Origin of the sequence: Pseudomonas sp. TH39(2020), from assembly GCF_016650715.1 — a bacterium.
Taxonomy (GTDB): domain Bacteria; phylum Pseudomonadota; class Gammaproteobacteria; order Pseudomonadales; family Pseudomonadaceae; genus Aquipseudomonas; species Aquipseudomonas mandelii_C.
This window is the reverse complement of the sequence record NZ_JAEKFF010000006.1, coordinates 2253974-2269488: the sequence shown is the minus strand read 5'-3', so window position 1 is coordinate 2269488 and position 15515 is coordinate 2253974. Positions and strand designations below refer to the sequence as shown.

The window sequence follows — 15515 nt, the reverse complement described above, 5'->3', positions numbered from 1 at the left end:
GATTAGCTCCCTTAGATCTTGCCAGCTTTGCGGATTTCGGCCAGCACGACAGTGATGCCACGCTTGTCGATGATACGCATGCCTTTGGCAGATACGCGCAGACGCACGAAACGTTTCTCTTCTTCAACCCAGAAGCGGTGATGCTGCAGGTTCGGCAGGAAACGACGACGGGTTTTGTTGTTTGCGTGGGAAATGTTATTCCCAGTCACCGGACCCTTACCGGTAACTTGACATACTCTCGACATGCCTCAGCCCTCTAAAACCACATGCCCAACCCGGCATGGGTTGGCCGCTTAATCTCTCAGTCATTTGGCGCCAGGCGCCGCGTTTCTTTAGAGGTCTTACCGGCTACACCTACAGTGAAGGAACCGGGCCCCTAGAAAAGAGCGCTGCTTTATACCAGAAAGACTGGAGAGCAACAACATTCCGTGTGCGCGGACTTGATAAATTCCCCATTTTTCGGGCTCCGAGCGCCTTGGATAAAGGCTGTGGTCGATGAAGACCGCTCGTCGCAGAGAATCGGCCAACCGACCGATTCTGGGTTTTCCTCGGCCCGCATCACCGAAAACAAGCGCACATAGTCCCCTTAAAATGAAAAAGGGGATAGTCATTTGCAAAAGAGCCCACTAGGGTAAGCCTTTTCCAGACTGCACTTGCAGATGGGCCTTCGATCTGTAAAGGAATCCGACCATGCGCCTCGCTGCCCTACCGCTGTTGCTCGCCCCTCTTCTGCTGAGCCCATTGGCCCATGCCGACGCGCTGAGCGTCTGCACCGAGGCAAGCCCGGAAGGCTTCGACGTGGTGCAATACAACTCGCTGACCACCACCAACGCCTCGGCCGACGTGCTGATGAACCGCTTGGTGGACTTCGATACCGCCAGCGGCAAAGTGGTTGCCAGCCTCGCGGACAGCTGGGAAGTCACGCCCGACGGCTTGACCTATGTCTTCAAATTGCACCCGCAGGTGAAATTCCACCGCACTGAATACTTCAGCCCGACGCGTGACCTGACCGCCGAGGACGTGAAATTCAGCTTCGACCGCATGCTCGACCCGGCAAACCCTTGGCACAAAGTCGCCCAAAGCGGCTTCCCACACGCCCAGTCGATGCAGCTGCCGGCGCTGATCAAGAAGATCGACGCGCTCGATCCGCTGACCATACGTTTTACCCTCGACCACCCGGACTCGACCTTCTTGCCGACGCTAAGCATGGGCTTCGCTTCGATCTACTCCGCCGAGTACGCCGATAAACTGATGAAGGCCGGCACCCCGGAGAAGCTCAACAGCCAGCCAATCGGCAGCGGGCCGTTCATCTTCACGCGCTTCCAGAAAGACGCGTCGATTCGCTACAAGGCCAACCCGGATTATTTCCGTGGCAAGCCTTCGGTGGATCCGCTGATTTTCGCCATCACCCCTGACGCCAACGTGCGTTTGCAGAAATTGCGCCGCAACGAGTGCCAGATCGCCCTGTCGCCCAAGCCTCTGGACGTACAGGCGGCGCTGAAAGAACCGACCCTGAAAGTGGAAAAGACTGACGCCTTCATGACCGCGTTCGTCGGCATCAACAGCCAGCATCCGCCGCTGGACAAGCCTGAAGTGCGCCAGGCGATCAACCTCGCGTTTGACAAGGCCAACTACGTCAAAGCCGTGTTCGAAGACACCGCCCAACCTGCCAACGGTCCGTACCCGCCGAACACCTGGAGTTATGCCAAAGGCCTGCCGGGTTATCCGCATGACGTCGAAAAAGCCAAAGCACTCATGGCGAAGGCCGGGCTCAAGGACGGTTTCCAGACCACCATCTGGACCCGACCTTCTGGCAGTCTGCTCAACCCGAACCCGAGCCTCAGCGCTCAAATGCTGCAATCGGACCTCGCGGAAATCGGCATCCAGGCCGAGATCCGGGTGATCGAATGGGGCGAGCTGATTCGCCGCGCCAAGGCCGGTGAACACGACCTGTTGTTCATGGGGTGGGCCGGCGACAACGGTGACCCGGACAACTTCCTCACCCCGCAGTTTTCCTGCGCCGCGGTCAAATCCGGCACCAACTTCGCACGCTACTGCAACCAGGACCTGGACAAGCTGATCAGCGCCGGCAAGACCACCGGCGAGCAAGGTGTGCGTACCAAGCTCTACGAACAGGCCCAGGCACAGATCCAGCAGCAGGCGCTGTGGCTGCCGCTGGCCCACCCGACTGCCTTTGCGCTGACGCGCAAGGATGTTGAGGGGTATCAAGTGAGCCCGTTCGGCCGCCAGGATTACTCGAAGGTCAACCTCAAGTAATCCGACCCGACACAAATCCCTGTGGGAGCGGCGGTGCGACGATTCGACTTGCTCGCGAAAGCGTCCATTCAGTCACTGAATAGGTTGACTGACACGACGCCTTCGCGAGCAGGCTCGCCCCCACAAGGGACTCACTTAACTCCGAAAACCTCGCTCACATCCACCCGTACTCGGCCATAGACAGTGGATCGCCGTCACCGATGATGAAATGGTCGAGCACCCGCACATCGATCAGGTCCAGCGCCTCTTGCAGGCGCTTGGTCAGCGTTCGGTCGGCTTGACTGGGGTTGGGATTACCCGACGGATGGTTATGGCAGAGGATCAACGCTGCGGCGTTGTGGGCCAACGCGCGCTTAACCACTTGCCTCGGATAGACACTAGTGCTGTCGATGGATCCGCGAAACAGCACTTCAAAGGCCAGCACTTGATGCCTGGAATCCAAAAAAAGACAGCCGAACACCTCGTGAGGCTCATGACGCAGCATTGACTTCAGGTAATCACGAACCGCCTGCGGATTTTCCAGCGCCGATTTTTGGCGCGCACGTTCGGCCAAATGCCGCCGGCTCATTTCCTGGACCGCTTGCAACTGAGCGAATTTCGCCGGCCCGAGCCCCAACTGCCTGCTGAATGCTGCTTGATCGGCCTCGAGCAGTGAGCGCAGGCTGCCAAACTGACTCAACAGGTGCCGCGCCAGATCTACCGCGCTTTTACCCGACACACCCGTTCGTAAAAAAATCGCCAGCAGCTCGGCATCCGAAAGACTCCCCGAGCCCAACTCAAGCAACCTCTCCCGCGGCCGCTCCGCCGCCGGCCAATCACGAATACTCATAGCACCTCCCTGGTCTGTGGGCGCCGCTGTTCCGTAGCGGTCGCTGTGATATCGTAGCCCATCTTTTTTGCGGGCGATTTCACTCCTGGGGAGGGGGTATCGCCATGCAGTCATCAACGAAATGAAAGGCAGACCTATGCAGCGGCTGTATCGGAAACGCATCGTTCTGGGCGTCGGCGGCGGCATTGCTGCCTACAAGAGCGCCGACCTGGTTCGCCGACTGATCGACCAGGGCGCCGAAGTGCGCGTGGTCATGACCCGTGGCGGCAGCGAGTTCATCACGCCGTTGACCATGCAGGCCTTATCCGGCCACCCGGTCCACCTCGACCTGCTGGACCCCGCGGCCGAAGCCGCCATGGGCCACATCGAACTGGCCAAATGGGCCGACCTGGTGCTGATCGCCCCCGCCACCGCGGACCTCATTGCCCGCCTGGCCCAAGGCATTGCCGACGACCTGCTGACCACGCTGGTGCTGGCCACCGACGCCGTGGTCGCCGTTGCCCCGGCGATGAACCAGGCCATGTGGCGCGACCCGGCCACCCAGGCCAACCTGCAAACCCTCGAAAGCCGTGGCCTGAAAACCTTCGGCCCAGCCTCCGGCAGCCAGGCCTGCGGCGACGTCGGCATGGGCCGCATGCTCGAAGCCACCGACCTCGCCCAGTGCGCGGCGGACTGCTTCCAGCGTCAGGCGCTGACCGGCAAACACGTGCTGATCACCGCCGGCCCGACCCAGGAAAACATCGACCCGGTGCGCTACATCACCAACCACAGCTCCGGAAAAATGGGCTTTGCCCTGGCCGAAGCCGCGGTGGAAGCCGGCGCCCGTGTAACCCTGATCACCGGCCCGGTGCACCTGCAGACCCCGGATCGCGTCACCCGCATCGACGTGGTCAGCGCCCGCGACATGCTCGCCGCGTGTGAAGCCGCGATCCCTTGCGACCTGTTCATCGCCTCGGCAGCGGTCGCGGATTACCGCCCGGAAGTCGTCGCCCCACAGAAACTCAAGAAAGACCCTACGAACGGCGACGGCTTGTTGCTACAGATGGTGCGTAACCCAGACATTCTGGCCACCATTGCCACTCGCCCTGACCGTCCGTTCAGTGTCGGTTTCGCCGCCGAAACCGAACACTTGCTCGATTACGCTGCACGCAAGTTGAAAGACAAGAACCTCGATTTGATCGTCGCCAACGACGTCGCCAACCCGAGCATTGGCTTCAACAGCGAAGAAAATGCCTGCAGCGTGATCGACCGTCAGCTACACGCCACACTTTTCGCCCAGACCAGCAAGAGCAAGATTGCTCGCCAGCTGATCACTTTTATCGCCGAACGTCTGAACCAGGTTTAATTTACATGCACACTTTGCAAGCCAAGATCCTCGACCCTCGCATCGGTACCGATTTCCCGCTGCCGCAGTACGCCACGCCAGGCTCCGCCGGCCTCGACCTGCGCGCCATGCTGGAAAAAGACACCGTCATCAAGCCGGGCGAAACCCTGCTGATTCCTACCGGCCTGTCGGTGTACATCGGTGATCCAGGCCTGGCGGCGCTGATTCTGCCGCGCTCGGGCCTGGGCCATAAGCACGGCATCGTGCTGGGCAACCTGGTCGGCCTGATCGACTCCGATTATCAAGGCCCGCTGATGGTGTCGTGCTGGAACCGTGGCCAGACCGACTTCAACATCGTGGTCGGCGAACGTTTGGCTCAACTGGTTTTGGTGCCGGTGGTTCAAGCGCACTTCGAGATGGTCGAAGAGTTCGTTGAAACCGAGCGTGGCACTGGCGGTTTCGGGCATTCCGGCAGCCATTGATGATTTCCTTGTGGGAGCGAGCCTGCTCGCTCCCACAGGTTTTGCACTGAATTGCACAGACGTCATCTGGAAGGTTTATCACTGAAAATCAACGCATTGGCCGTTCCATTACACGCTGATGTCGGGGTCATGGCCTTTACACACCACGAACTCTCAGTGGAAAACGCCGTCATACCCTTCAGTTTGAGCCTGTCGACGAGTTCTTCGCAGCAGGTCCAGCCACCCTTCGAGATGGAGCATTTCCAGTAATGAGCACCCCAGCCCAAGTCGCACCCAAGTTCCCCGACAGCATCTTCCGCGCCTACGATATTCGCGGCACCGTCCCGGAATTCTTGAACGCTGAAACCGCTTATTGGCTCGGTCGCGCCATCGGCTCCCAGAGCCTGGCCCAGGACGAACCCAACGTGTCCGTCGGCCGTGACGGTCGCCTGTCCGGTCCAGAACTGGTCGAACAACTGATCAAAGGCCTCGCCGACAGCGGTTGCCACGTCAGCGACGTCGGCCTGGTGCCAACGCCTGCGCTGTACTACGCCGCCAACGTGCTGGCCGGCAAATCCGGCGTCATGCTCACCGGCAGCCACAACCCGTCGAACTACAACGGCTTCAAGATCGTCATCGCTGGCGACACCTTGGCCAACGAACAGATCCAGGCCCTGCACGAACGCCTCAAGACCAACAACCTGAGCAGCGGCAAGGGCAGCATCACCCAGATCGAGATCCTCGACCGCTACAACACCGAAATCGTCCAGGACATCAAACTCGCCCGCCGCCTGAAGGTGGTGGTCGATTGCGGTAACGGCGCCGCCGGCGTGATCGCCCCGCAACTGATCGAAGCCCTGAACTGCGAAGTCATCCCGCTGTTCTGCGACGTCGACGGCAACTTCCCGAACCACCATCCGGATCCGGGCAAGCCTGAAAACCTCGTGGACCTGATCGCCAAGGTCAAGGAAACCAACGCTGACCTGGGCCTGGCCTTCGACGGCGACGGCGACCGCGTCGGCGTGGTGACCAACACCGGCAGCATCGTCTACCCGGACCGCCTGCTGATGCTGTTTGCCCGTGACGTACTGGCGCGCAATGCTGACGCGGAAATCATTTTCGACGTCAAATGCACCCGTCGCCTGACACCGCTGATCAAGGAATACGGCGGTCGTCCGCTCATGTGGAAGACCGGTCACTCGTTGATCAAAAAGAAAATGAAGCAAACCGGCGCCCTGTTGGCCGGCGAAATGAGCGGGCACATCTTCTTCAAGGAGCGCTGGTTCGGTTTCGACGACGGCATTTACAGCGCCGCGCGTCTGCTGGAGATCCTCAGCAAAGAAAAATCCACCGCGGAAGAGCTGTTTGCGACCTTCCCGAACGATATTTCTACGCCGGAAATCAATATCCATGTGACCGAAGAGAGCAAATTCAGCATCATTGATGCTCTGCACGACGCGAAGTGGGGCGAAGGCGCCGACCTGACCACCATTGACGGCGTGCGAGTCGACTACGCCAAAGGCTGGGGCCTGGTGCGCGCGTCCAACACCACACCGGTGCTGGTGCTGCGCTTCGAGGCCGATGACGAGGCGGAATTGCAACGCATCAAGGACGTGTTCAAAGTCCAGTTGAAGCGTGTTGCACCTGATCTCCAATTACCGTTCTGATTTAACGAAGCACCCGGAGCCCTGAATGACCCTCGAACGCGAAGCCGCCGCCAACACCGCCAAGGTCCTGTCCGAAGCGCTGCCTTACATTCGCCGCTATGTCGGCAAGACGCTGGTGATCAAATACGGCGGCAACGCGATGGAAAGCGAGGAGCTGAAAACCGGCTTCGCCCGCGACATCGTGCTGATGAAAGCCGTCGGCATTAACCCGGTGGTGGTTCACGGTGGCGGCCCGCAAATCGGCGACCTGCTCAAGCGTCTGTCGATCGAGAGCCACTTCATCGATGGCATGCGCGTGACTGACGCGCAAACCATGGACGTGGTGGAAATGGTCCTCGGCGGCCAGGTCAACAAGGACATCGTCAACCTGATCAACCGTCATGGCGGCAGCGCCATCGGCCTGACCGGTAAAGATGCCGAGCTGATTCGTGCGAAAAAGCTCACCGTGACCCGCCAGACGCCGGAGATGACTCAACCGGAAATCATCGACATCGGTCAGGTCGGTGAAGTGGTCGGGATCAACACCGACCTGCTGAACCTGCTGGTCAAAGGTGACTTCATCCCGGTGATCGCGCCAATCGGTGTCGGCGCCAACGGCGAGTCGTACAACATCAACGCTGACCTGGTGGCCGGTAAAGTCGCCGAAGCGCTGAAAGCTGAAAAGCTGATGCTGCTGACCAACATCGCCGGCCTGATGGACAAGTCGGGCACGGTCCTCACCGGCCTGACCACCCAACAGGTCGACGATTTGATCGCCGACGGCACCATCTACGGCGGCATGCTGCCGAAGATCCGTTGCGCGCTGGAAGCCGTGCAAGGTGGCGTGGGCAGCTCGTTGATCATCGATGGTCGGGTGCCGAATGCGATTCTGCTGGAGATCTTCACCGATACGGGCGTGGGTACTTTGATCAGTAATCGCAAGCGTCCCTGATTTATAGAGCCTTGAAAGATCGCAGCCTTCGGCAGCTCCTACAAAAGCGGATTTTCGGATGTACGAAAACTCTGTAGGAGCTGACGAAGTCTGCGATCTTTTTTATGCGCATAGGAAATGTCTTACCCGAGTCAACGAAACGTCCGACATCGCGGAAGAACAAATCTGCATAGGATCCTCCCTGTATCCACAGGAGATCTTCCCCATGAAAAAAGACCACGTTCCCTACGGCAGTGATGTTTCAGCAGGCACTTACGAGTGCGCAGACTGCGGGCGCGAATACACCAATCAGTCAAAGACTTCGCTTCCGCCGTGTCCAGACTTCAAACCAAGCACCCACGTACTCAATGGCTGGAATATCCTGACCGGCCAAGGTGACGCCGTGGCAGATCCGTATCCAAACAAGCCTTCCAAGTAATCACGGGAGCCTGAACCATGCAGATCTCGTTCACGATTGACGCCCAGGCATTCGACCTCGAGCAAAAGGAGCCAGTCAAAAAGACCCTGAGGATCTCCGACCACGAAATCGCCCACGCCCTGCAGCGCATCGCCAAGGCGAGCCTGACCGAATACTTGAAAATGCTGGTAGAAGGCGGCATGCCGAGTCGGGCCGATGAAGCGAAACAGGACCGCTTGCTGTATCTGATTCAAAGCTACTTCGGGCAGACATTGCCGACCGAATCCCAGATATCGACGATTTTTCAGCTGACCCAGAGCCAAAGCAAAACCCTGCTGAAAAACACGGTTTCGCGCTTTCGCAATCAGTTGGACGAGATCCTTCAACACAGCATGAGGGCCGTGATCGAAACGGCAGAGCATGCGCAGACGGTTTATCTGGTGGTGATCAGCTCTGACGTCATCCGTGATGAACTGAACATGCTGATCACCCAGAACGAGCCGACTTTCAAACCCATTACAAAACGCAAAGGCAGCGCCGGGCAGTTTGAAATCAGTGAAGATTCCCACGCGCTGTTGTGCCAGACACTGGGCCTGAATGCCGTTCAGTGACATCGTCGCGGTCAGCGGTTTGCTGCTGACCCTGACCACCTTCATGTTCAACCTGGCGTGGCCAAGGCTGCAAGAAGCGTTGGAACTGGATGAAAAACAGCCAGGTGCGCTTGCCAGAAAACGCAGCCGCAAAACAGTAATGAACGTTTTGTTCGGCCGCGCTCTTCCACTGACGGCCGCCTTCGCGGCGCTGTTTTACGTCAACTTCCCTGCCGCCGTGAGGATCATGGGAAGCAGCACGCTGGATCTGTGGGATTTCGACGTGGATCGTACGCTCTACGTGCTAGTCGTCCTGGCACTGCTGGTGTTTGCGCTGTTCAACCTGGGATTGGCACTAAAACTAATAGGAAAATGGCAAAGACTGCGCTGACGACATAAAACAAAAGACCCCGCTCAGACTGGCTGAGCGGGGTCTTTTTTTGTACGCCGCTCCCACAAGGGATTGTGGTTAGACGCCGAACTGCGCGCGGTAGGCTTCTACGGCTGGCAAATGCTGCTTGAGCTGCGGATCGTCAGCCAGGAATTCGAGCACCTGGTTCAGCGAAACAATGCTGATCACCGGAATACCGAAGTCGCGCTCCACTTCCTGGATGGCCGACAACTCGCCGTTGCCACGCTCCTGACGGTTCAGGGCGATGAGCACACCCGCCGCCTTGGCGCCGTCCTGGGAAGCGATGATCTGCATCACCTCGCGGATGGCAGTGCCAGCGGTGATCACGTCGTCGATGATCAGCACGTCGCCGGTCAACGGTGCGCCGACCAGGCTGCCGCCTTCGCCGTGAGCCTTGGCTTCCTTGCGGTTGAAGCACCATGGCAAATCACGATCATGATGCTCGGCCAGGGCCACTGCGGTGGTCGCCGCCAAAGGGATGCCTTTGTACGCCGGGCCAAACAATACATCGAACGAAATACCGCTCTCGATGATGGCTGCCGCGTAGAAACGACCCAGCTGCGCAAGAGCCGAGCCCGAGTTGAACAGGCCGGCATTGAAGAAGTAAGGACTGGTGCGTCCGGACTTCAGGGTGAACTCGCCGAAGCGCAAAACGCCGCGATCGATGGCAAAACGAATGAAATCGCGCTGATACGCTTGCATGAAAAAAACCCCAAATACCACGGATTTAGCTAATTAGGTTGACGCCGTGTATCATACACGCACGCGATTTTTGGGGCCATTTATGCGGATCATCAGTGTGAACGTCAATGGTATTCAGGCTGCAGTGGAGCGAGGGTTGCTCAGTTGGCTGCAAGCACAGAATGCCGACGTCATCTGCCTGCAGGACACCCGCGCCTCCGCCTTTGAACTGGACGATCCAGCCTTCCAACTGGATGGCTACTTCCTTTATGCCTGCGAAGCCGAAGTTCCCGCCCAAGGTGGCGTGGCTTTGTATTCGCGGCTGCAACCGAAGGCAGTCATCAGCGGTCTCGGCTTCGAGACGGCCGACCGCTACGGGCGCTACCTGCAAGCCGATTTCGACAAGGTCAGCATCGCGACCTTACTGCTCCCTTCGGGGCAGAACGGCGATGAAGACTTGAACCAGAAGTTCAAGCTAATGGACGATTTCGCCCGTTATCTGGATAAACAGCGACGCAAACGTCGCGAGTACATTTACTGTGGCTCGCTGTACGTGGCGCAACAGAAGCTGGATATCAAAAACTGGCGTGACAGCCAGCAATCCCCGGGCTTCCTGGCACCTGAACGTGCCTGGATGGACGAGATTGTCGGCAACATGGGCTATGTCGATGCCCTGCGTGAAGTCAGCCGGGAAGGTGACCAGTACAGCTGGTGGCCGGATAACGAACAGGCTGAAATGCTCAACCTCGGTTGGCGTTTCGACTATCAGTTGCTGACGCCGGGTCTGCGCCGTTTCGTACGTAGCGCGCGCTTGCCTCGTCAGCCACGGTTCTCGCAGCACGCACCGCTGATCGTGGACTACGACTGGACGCTGACTATCTAGGTTTCTCTGACACGAAAACCTGCTGACCGGTTGACGAAAATGCCCGTATCGAAAGATACGGGCATTTTTCTTATGCGCTAAACCTTCAAACAGCGGCGAAAAACGGCAGCGCCAGATACAACTTGATCACGATGACATTAATGATGTCGATGAAGAATGCACCCACCATTGGCACCACTAGAAACGCTATCTGCGAAGGCCCATAACGCTGCGTCACCGCTTGCATGTTAGCGATGGCAGTTGGCGTTGCTCCTAGTCCGAAACCGCAGTGCCCCGCCGCCAGAACTGCCGCATCGTAGTTGCTACCCATCATTCTGAATGTCACGAAAATCGCAAACAGTGCCATGATCAACGCTTGCGCAGCCAGGATGATAAAGATCGGCACAGCCAGTGCTGCCAGATCCCACAGTTTGAGCGACATCAGAGCGATCGCCAGAAACAGCGATAAGCTGACATTCCCCAACACGGAAACTTCACGCTCAAACACCTGATACAAGCCAAACGCTGAAAGCCCGTTCCGTAAAATCACACCCACGAACAAGACGCAAACGAACGTCGGCAGCTCAAATGCAGTTCCTTGGAGCAGACCATTCAGGATAGAACCAACCAGCAAGCTGACCGCGATCAGAGCGAGTGTCTCGATAAACGAAAATGGCGTGATCGAGCGCTCTTTGTTCGGTTGCTCAAAGCCCTTTGGCAGCCGTGGCTTTTCTTGCTCGAGGCCGGGCACCTGGACACGTTTGATGAGCAGGCGAGCGACCGGACCACCAATCAAGCCGCCTAACACCAGGCCAAACGTCGCAGAGGCTATCGCGAGCTCAGAGGCAGAAGCCAGACCGTACTTCTCACTGAAGACCGTTCCCCACGCAGCGCCTGTACCGTGACCACCCGCCAAGGTAATCGAGCCTGTCAGCAGGCCCATCAAAGGATCGAGTCCCAACGTTTTTGCAAGCGCGATGCCCATGGCATTCTGGACCACCAAAAGCGTGGTGACCGCCAGTAGAAAGATCCCCACTACGCGCCCGCCTTTCTTCAGGCTGGCGAAGTCTGCGCTCAAGCCGATGGTGGCAAAAAAAGCCAACATCAAGGGAGTTTGCAGTGAGGTGTCAAATCGGACGTCAATATCAAGTCCCCGCAAAGCCAGGAGAAGCAGAGCAACCACCAGGCCGCCTGCTACAGGTTCAGGGATATTGTAGTTGCGTAAAAAACCAATTCGGGTGACTAGTCCGCGCCCCAATAACAGCACTAAAGAGGCGGCCACAAGTGTTCCATAAAAATCGAGCTGAACCATCGGGATTATTCTTTTATATATACGTTCAGAGGCGAACTTTTTACCTGGACACGCCTCATGAACAGATTGATCTTCTCAACACTGATTTGCTTTAAATTCAAGGACCTTCAATGGTCCGAATATATCGAAATATTTCTGAAGGAATATTACTTGGGGCAACTTTATCAACCGCGAAGTCTCATTGCCAAGCACATAGGCGGTGCAGAGGCGAAAGCAGTTGTGACTAGAAGTGTAAGTGCGACAGTGCGCAGCAATACCTGCGGCAGCTGGATATTGCTAACGGCAACGTTTGGGAAGTTAATCCAATTTATAAAAACAAATGCCCCGACAAGTCAGGGCATTTGTTTTAAAGCGTGGCGAACTGCATTTTCACACAGCGGTCGCTCCCACAAGGGAATCTAGCGCTGATCGTTATTTGATCAGCCGCCAAGTGAACGGATACCGGTACGGCACCCCTTCATTGGCCTTCACGCCGCCGATGATCGTCAGCACCAGCGCACCAATCGCTAGCAAACCGAACAGGAAGAACCCGACGATCACCACCATCAGCAGCAAGCAGATGGCGGAGGCAATGGCGACGGTGATCTGAAAGTTCAGCGCCTCCTTGCCCTGCGCATCGATGAACGGGTCCATCTCGCGCTTCATCTGCCAGAGAATCAGCGGGCCGATCAACGTGCCAAACGGAACCCAGATCCCCAGCAAGGCGGACAAGTGACAGAACATCGCCCACTGCCGAACCTCTTTGCTCGGTGTGGGAAGCAGCTGTTGCTCGTCACTCATAACGTCCTCCTTGTGTGGAGCGGTCCGATCAATCGGCCAGTGCAGCCTTTTGCAGTTCGAAGATTTCGGTCATGCCTTTCTTCGCCAGTTCCAGCATAGCGTTCAGCTCTTCCGGCTGGAACGGTGCGCCTTCGGCAGTGCCCTGGACTTCGATGAAGCCGCCCGTGCTGGTCATCACCACGTTCAGGTCGGTCTCGGCGGCCGAGTCTTCCAGGTAGTCGAGGTCGAGTACCGGCTCACCCTGGTACATACCCACCGATACGGCAGCAATCATTTGCTTCAGCGGGTCGCCGCCTTTCAGGCCGCCGCGCTTCTTGATCACTTTCAAGGCATCGACCAGTGCAACCATGGCGCCGGTGATGGACGCGGTGCGGGTGCCGCCGTCAGCCTGGATCACGTCGCAATCGACGTACAGGGTGACGTCGCCCAGCTTGGACATGTCCAGCGAAGCGCGCAGGGAACGACCGATCAGACGCTGGATTTCCAAGGTGCGGCCGCCTTGTTTGCCACGGCTCGCTTCACGCTGGTTACGCTCGCCAGTGGCGCGCGGCAGCATGCCGTATTCAGCGGTCAACCAGCCTTGGCCCTGACCTTTGAGGAAACGCGGCACGCCGTTCTCGACGCTGACGGTGCAGATGACTTTGGTATCACCGAACTCGACCAGTACAGATCCCTCGGCGTGTTTGGTGTAGTTGCGGGTAATGCGGATCGAGCGGAGCTGATCGGCAGCGCGACCACTTGGACGTTTCATAGGGAATACCTGTACGGGGGACGGAAAACTGCGGAGCATTATAGAGCCGCAGGGCCGTGAGTGGGCACTTCTAAAAAATCCCCCGACGACTGAAGGCCCTGAATAGCGCTTTACCGACGGCCTGCTGCCCTTTGTCACTCCGTGTGTTTGGGCGCATTCGCCCCACTGCGCTACAATCCTGCGCCTTTGCTGCCTCTGGGCTTAAATTCATATAGATCAGGCCTGCGAAACCTTTGGTAACGCATGAACCTGCATTGCGAGGTACCTCCATGGTGCACAGCATGACCGCCTTCGCCCGCGTCGAAAAAGCCGGCACCCAAGGCACCCTGAGCTGGGAACTGCGCTCGGTCAACAGCCGCTACCTGGAGCCGCACTTGCGCTTGCCAGAGTCCTTTCGCGACCTCGAAGGCGCGGTCCGCGAAGCCCTGCGCCAGGGAATCTCCCGGGGCAAGCTCGAATGCACCCTACGCTTCACCGAAGAAAATACCGACAAACCCCTGCAAGTGGACCGCGAGCGCGCCGCGCAATTGGTCGCCGCCGCCGAGACCATCGCCGGCCTGATCAAAAACCCGGCCGCGCTGAACCCGCTGGAAGTCCTGGCCTGGCCCGGCGTGCTGGTGGGCGACGCGACCGACCCGCAAGCCCTGAATGCCGAAGCCCTGGCGCTGTTCAACGAAGGCCTGAAAGAACTCAAGGCCGGCCGCGAGCGCGAAGGCGCGGAGCTCGCGCGGTTGATCAACGATCGCCTGACCTCCATTGAAGAAGACGTGGTGACCCTGCGTGAGCTGGTCCCGCAGATGCTTGCCACCCAGCGCCAGAAAGTCCTCGACCGCTTCGCCGACATGAAGGCCGAGATGGATCCGCAGCGGCTGGAGCAGGAAATGGTCATGCTCGCGCAAAAGAGCGACGTCGCCGAAGAACTGGATCGCCTGAGCACTCACATCATCGAAGTTCGCCGGGTGCTCAAATCCGGTGGCGCTGCCGGTCGGCGCCTGGACTTCCTGATGCAAGAGCTCAATCGCGAAGCCAACACACTGGGCTCCAAAGCTTTCGACCCGCGCAGCACCCAGGCGGCGGTCAACCTCAAGGTGTTGATCGAGCAGATGCGCGAACAAGTGCAGAATATTGAGTAAGGCAACCCTGACATGACCCACAGCACCGGCACCCTGTACATCATTTCCGCACCTTCGGGCGCGGGCAAGAGCAGCCTGGTCAAGGCCTTGACCGACTCCGACCAGGAGATCCGCGTCTCGGTTTCCCACACCACCCGCGCCATGCGCCCCGGTGAAGTGAACGGCGTGAACTATCACTTCGTCTCCCGCGAAGCGTTTGTGAAGATGGGCGAACATGGCGACTTCCTGGAGCGCGCCGAAGTGTTCGGCAATCTCTACGGCACCTCGCAAAGCCACTTGCAGCAGACCCTCGACGCAGGCCACGACCTGATCCTGGAAATCGACTGGCAAGGCGCCGAGCAAGTGCGCAAGTTGATGCCCCAGGCCCGCTCGATCTTCATTCTGCCGCCGTCATTGCAGGCCTTGCACCAGCGCCTGACTAATCGCGGCCAGGACAGCGACGAGATCATCGAAGGCCGGATGCGCGAAGCCGTCAGCGAGATGAGTCACTACGTCGACTACGATTACCTGATCATCAACGACGATTTCGCCCACGCACTGCGCGATTTACAGGCGATTTTCCGTGCCAATCAGCTTCATCAGAAGCGCCAGCAGCAGCGTCACGGAAAACTTTTGGCCGAATTGCTCGGCTAAACAGCTCTTCCCAAAACCGTTGCAAGGGCTTTACATTGGCACTTGCAGCGCGTTGAAGGGCTTGGTCAAAAAATCAGCGCTTCCCTAATCGCTGGTGATTTTTTAAACTGTTGAGTCCGCTCGCCCAACCGGGCAGCGCGCATATTGCATTCGCTCCGAGGAATACCATGGCCCGCGTAACCGTTGAAGATTGCCTAAACCACGTGGAAAACCGCTTTGAGCTGGTCATGCTGTCTACCAAGCGTGCCCGTCAACTGGCCACCGGCGGCAAAGAGCCACTGGTTCAGTGGGAAAACGACAAGCCTACCGTTGTAGCCTTGCGTGAAATCGCTGAAGGCCTGATGAGCTACGAGTTCATCGCCAACGCTGAAATCGTCGAAGACGAACCGCTGTTCGCAGCGTTCGAGGACGAGTCCAACGAGGCAGTCTAAGCCATGCCTGGTCGACGTAGCACGGCGCGGGGTCACAGCGAACG

18 protein-coding genes and 1 pseudogene are annotated in these 15515 nt (G+C 58.2%); 13 read left to right on the top strand and 6 right to left on the bottom strand.

From position 1 onward, the window contains the following. Positions 1-11 precede the first annotated feature (11 nt). Entirely contained in the window at positions 12-245 is a 234-nt protein-coding gene (gene rpmB, locus JFU47_RS18060) for a 50S ribosomal protein L28 (protein ID WP_007894701.1), read from the bottom strand. 445 nt (positions 246-690) lie between these two features. Between rpmB and JFU47_RS18055 the strand changes: the two genes are divergently transcribed. After that, entirely contained in the window at positions 691-2277 is a 1587-nt protein-coding gene (locus JFU47_RS18055) for an ABC transporter substrate-binding protein (protein ID WP_201184689.1), read from the top strand. A gap of 154 nt (positions 2278-2431) precedes the next feature. Here the strand turns inward: JFU47_RS18055 and radC are convergent, their stop codons facing one another. Continuing rightward, the gene (gene radC / locus JFU47_RS18050) at positions 2432-3106 is read right to left on the bottom strand and encodes a RadC family protein (RefSeq protein WP_201184687.1); all 675 of its coding nucleotides are present in this window, start codon (positions 3104-3106) and stop codon (positions 2432-2434) included. A gap of 136 nt (positions 3107-3242) precedes the next feature. Between radC and coaBC the strand changes: the two genes are divergently transcribed. The 7 genes and pseudogenes from coaBC to JFU47_RS18015 all read left to right on the top strand — a co-directional run bounded on the left by coaBC (position 3243) and on the right by JFU47_RS18015 (position 8867). Beyond that, complete coding sequence (gene coaBC, locus JFU47_RS18045; protein ID WP_123367155.1) at positions 3243-4451, top strand: bifunctional phosphopantothenoylcysteine decarboxylase/phosphopantothenate--cysteine ligase CoaBC; 1209 nt, start codon at positions 3243-3245, stop codon at positions 4449-4451. A 5-nt stretch (positions 4452-4456) separates the two neighbouring features. Then, on the top strand, positions 4457-4912 hold the full coding sequence (dut, locus tag JFU47_RS18040) for a dUTP diphosphatase (protein ID WP_140675509.1): 456 nt from the start codon (positions 4457-4459) through the stop codon (positions 4910-4912). A gap of 242 nt (positions 4913-5154) precedes the next feature. Next, positions 5155-6558: pseudogene (locus JFU47_RS18035) on the top strand (phosphomannomutase/phosphoglucomutase); the annotation flags it as partial. Positions 6559-6583: 25 nt separating this feature from the next. Continuing rightward, positions 6584-7489: an acetylglutamate kinase gene (gene argB, locus JFU47_RS18030; RefSeq protein WP_109626724.1), complete on the top strand. Its 906-nt coding sequence runs from the start codon at positions 6584-6586 to the stop codon at positions 7487-7489. A 205-nt stretch (positions 7490-7694) separates the two neighbouring features. Beyond that, a complete protein-coding gene (locus JFU47_RS18025) occupies positions 7695-7907 on the top strand; it encodes a hypothetical protein (RefSeq protein ID WP_074871958.1) in 213 nt (70 codons plus the stop codon). A gap of 17 nt (positions 7908-7924) precedes the next feature. Then, positions 7925-8497 (top strand): hypothetical protein, encoded by a 573-nt coding sequence (locus JFU47_RS18020; protein WP_140675517.1) that lies wholly within the window; start codon positions 7925-7927, stop codon positions 8495-8497. Further along, positions 8484-8867, top strand: a complete 384-nt coding sequence (locus tag JFU47_RS18015) for a hypothetical protein (RefSeq protein WP_140675522.1) — start codon at positions 8484-8486, stop codon at positions 8865-8867. Before JFU47_RS18020 ends, JFU47_RS18015 begins: the two co-directional genes overlap by 14 nt. Before the next feature lie 78 nt (positions 8868-8945). On the opposite strand, the gene pyrE is transcribed toward JFU47_RS18015, so the two are convergent. Continuing rightward, complete coding sequence (gene pyrE, locus JFU47_RS18010; RefSeq protein ID WP_123367160.1) at positions 8946-9590, bottom strand: orotate phosphoribosyltransferase; 645 nt, start codon at positions 9588-9590, stop codon at positions 8946-8948. Between the two features lie 82 nt (positions 9591-9672). Between pyrE and JFU47_RS18005 the strand changes: the two genes are divergently transcribed. Then, a complete protein-coding gene (locus JFU47_RS18005) occupies positions 9673-10452 on the top strand; it encodes an exodeoxyribonuclease III (protein WP_007934608.1) in 780 nt (259 codons plus the stop codon). An 85-nt stretch (positions 10453-10537) separates the two neighbouring features. On the opposite strand, the gene gltS is transcribed toward JFU47_RS18005, so the two are convergent. Then, entirely contained in the window at positions 10538-11743 is a 1206-nt protein-coding gene (gene gltS / locus JFU47_RS18000) for a sodium/glutamate symporter (RefSeq protein WP_201184684.1), read from the bottom strand. A 57-nt stretch (positions 11744-11800) separates the two neighbouring features. On the opposite strand from gltS, the gene JFU47_RS17995 reads away from it, so the two are divergent. After that, complete coding sequence (locus JFU47_RS17995) at positions 11801-12145, top strand: hypothetical protein (protein WP_201184682.1); 345 nt, start codon at positions 11801-11803, stop codon at positions 12143-12145. A 9-nt stretch (positions 12146-12154) separates the two neighbouring features. Here JFU47_RS17995 and JFU47_RS17990 read toward each other — a convergent pair whose 3' ends face one another. Both JFU47_RS17990 and rph read right to left on the bottom strand, forming a co-directional pair. Further along, entirely contained in the window at positions 12155-12523 is a 369-nt protein-coding gene (locus tag JFU47_RS17990) for a DUF4870 domain-containing protein (RefSeq protein WP_140675527.1), read from the bottom strand. Between the two features lie 28 nt (positions 12524-12551). Continuing rightward, positions 12552-13274 (bottom strand): ribonuclease PH, encoded by a 723-nt coding sequence (gene rph, locus JFU47_RS17985; RefSeq protein WP_010465211.1) that lies wholly within the window; start codon positions 13272-13274, stop codon positions 12552-12554. A gap of 269 nt (positions 13275-13543) precedes the next feature. Here rph and JFU47_RS17980 point away from each other — a divergent pair, with 269 nt between their 5' ends. The 3 genes from JFU47_RS17980 (at position 13544) to rpoZ (ending at position 15471) form a co-directional block, all read left to right on the top strand. Then, complete coding sequence (locus JFU47_RS17980) at positions 13544-14407, top strand: YicC/YloC family endoribonuclease (protein ID WP_140675530.1); 864 nt, start codon at positions 13544-13546, stop codon at positions 14405-14407. A gap of 12 nt (positions 14408-14419) precedes the next feature. After that, the gene (gmk, locus tag JFU47_RS17975; RefSeq protein ID WP_201184680.1) at positions 14420-15040 is read left to right on the top strand and encodes a guanylate kinase; all 621 of its coding nucleotides are present in this window, start codon (positions 14420-14422) and stop codon (positions 15038-15040) included. 167 nt (positions 15041-15207) lie between these two features. Then, positions 15208-15471: a DNA-directed RNA polymerase subunit omega gene (rpoZ, locus tag JFU47_RS17970; protein ID WP_007894670.1), complete on the top strand. Its 264-nt coding sequence runs from the start codon at positions 15208-15210 to the stop codon at positions 15469-15471. Positions 15472-15515: the final 44 nt, after the last annotated feature.

Excerpts from the sequence above, each read along its gene's own strand:
- rpoZ (WP_007894670.1), top strand. The coding sequence starts at position 15,208 with ATGGCCCGCGTAACCGTTGAAGATTGCCTAAACCACGTGGAAAACCGC.
- pyrE (WP_123367160.1), bottom strand. The coding sequence starts at position 9,590 with ATGCAAGCGTATCAGCGCGATTTCATTCGTTTTGCCATCGATCGCGGC.
- JFU47_RS18020 (WP_140675517.1), top strand. The coding sequence starts at position 7,925 with ATGCAGATCTCGTTCACGATTGACGCCCAGGCATTCGACCTCGAGCAA.
- radC (WP_201184687.1), bottom strand. The coding sequence starts at position 3,106 with ATGAGTATTCGTGATTGGCCGGCGGCGGAGCGGCCGCGGGAGAGGTTG.
- JFU47_RS18005 (WP_007934608.1), top strand. The coding sequence starts at position 9,673 with ATGCGGATCATCAGTGTGAACGTCAATGGTATTCAGGCTGCAGTGGAG.
- gmk (WP_201184680.1), top strand. The coding sequence starts at position 14,420 with ATGACCCACAGCACCGGCACCCTGTACATCATTTCCGCACCTTCGGGC.
- dut (WP_140675509.1), top strand. The coding sequence starts at position 4,457 with ATGCACACTTTGCAAGCCAAGATCCTCGACCCTCGCATCGGTACCGAT.
- coaBC (WP_123367155.1), top strand. The coding sequence starts at position 3,243 with ATGCAGCGGCTGTATCGGAAACGCATCGTTCTGGGCGTCGGCGGCGGC.
- rpmB (WP_007894701.1), bottom strand. The coding sequence starts at position 245 with ATGTCGAGAGTATGTCAAGTTACCGGTAAGGGTCCGGTGACTGGGAAT.
- argB (WP_109626724.1), top strand. The coding sequence starts at position 6,584 with ATGACCCTCGAACGCGAAGCCGCCGCCAACACCGCCAAGGTCCTGTCC.
- JFU47_RS17990 (WP_140675527.1), bottom strand. The coding sequence starts at position 12,523 with ATGAGTGACGAGCAACAGCTGCTTCCCACACCGAGCAAAGAGGTTCGG.
- gltS (WP_201184684.1), bottom strand. The coding sequence starts at position 11,743 with ATGGTTCAGCTCGATTTTTATGGAACACTTGTGGCCGCCTCTTTAGTG.
- JFU47_RS18055 (WP_201184689.1), top strand. The coding sequence starts at position 691 with ATGCGCCTCGCTGCCCTACCGCTGTTGCTCGCCCCTCTTCTGCTGAGC.
- rph (WP_010465211.1), bottom strand. The coding sequence starts at position 13,274 with ATGAAACGTCCAAGTGGTCGCGCTGCCGATCAGCTCCGCTCGATCCGC.
- JFU47_RS17995 (WP_201184682.1), top strand. The coding sequence starts at position 11,801 with ATGAACAGATTGATCTTCTCAACACTGATTTGCTTTAAATTCAAGGAC.
- JFU47_RS17980 (WP_140675530.1), top strand. The coding sequence starts at position 13,544 with ATGGTGCACAGCATGACCGCCTTCGCCCGCGTCGAAAAAGCCGGCACC.
- JFU47_RS18015 (WP_140675522.1), top strand. The coding sequence starts at position 8,484 with ATGCCGTTCAGTGACATCGTCGCGGTCAGCGGTTTGCTGCTGACCCTG.
- JFU47_RS18025 (WP_074871958.1), top strand. The coding sequence starts at position 7,695 with ATGAAAAAAGACCACGTTCCCTACGGCAGTGATGTTTCAGCAGGCACT.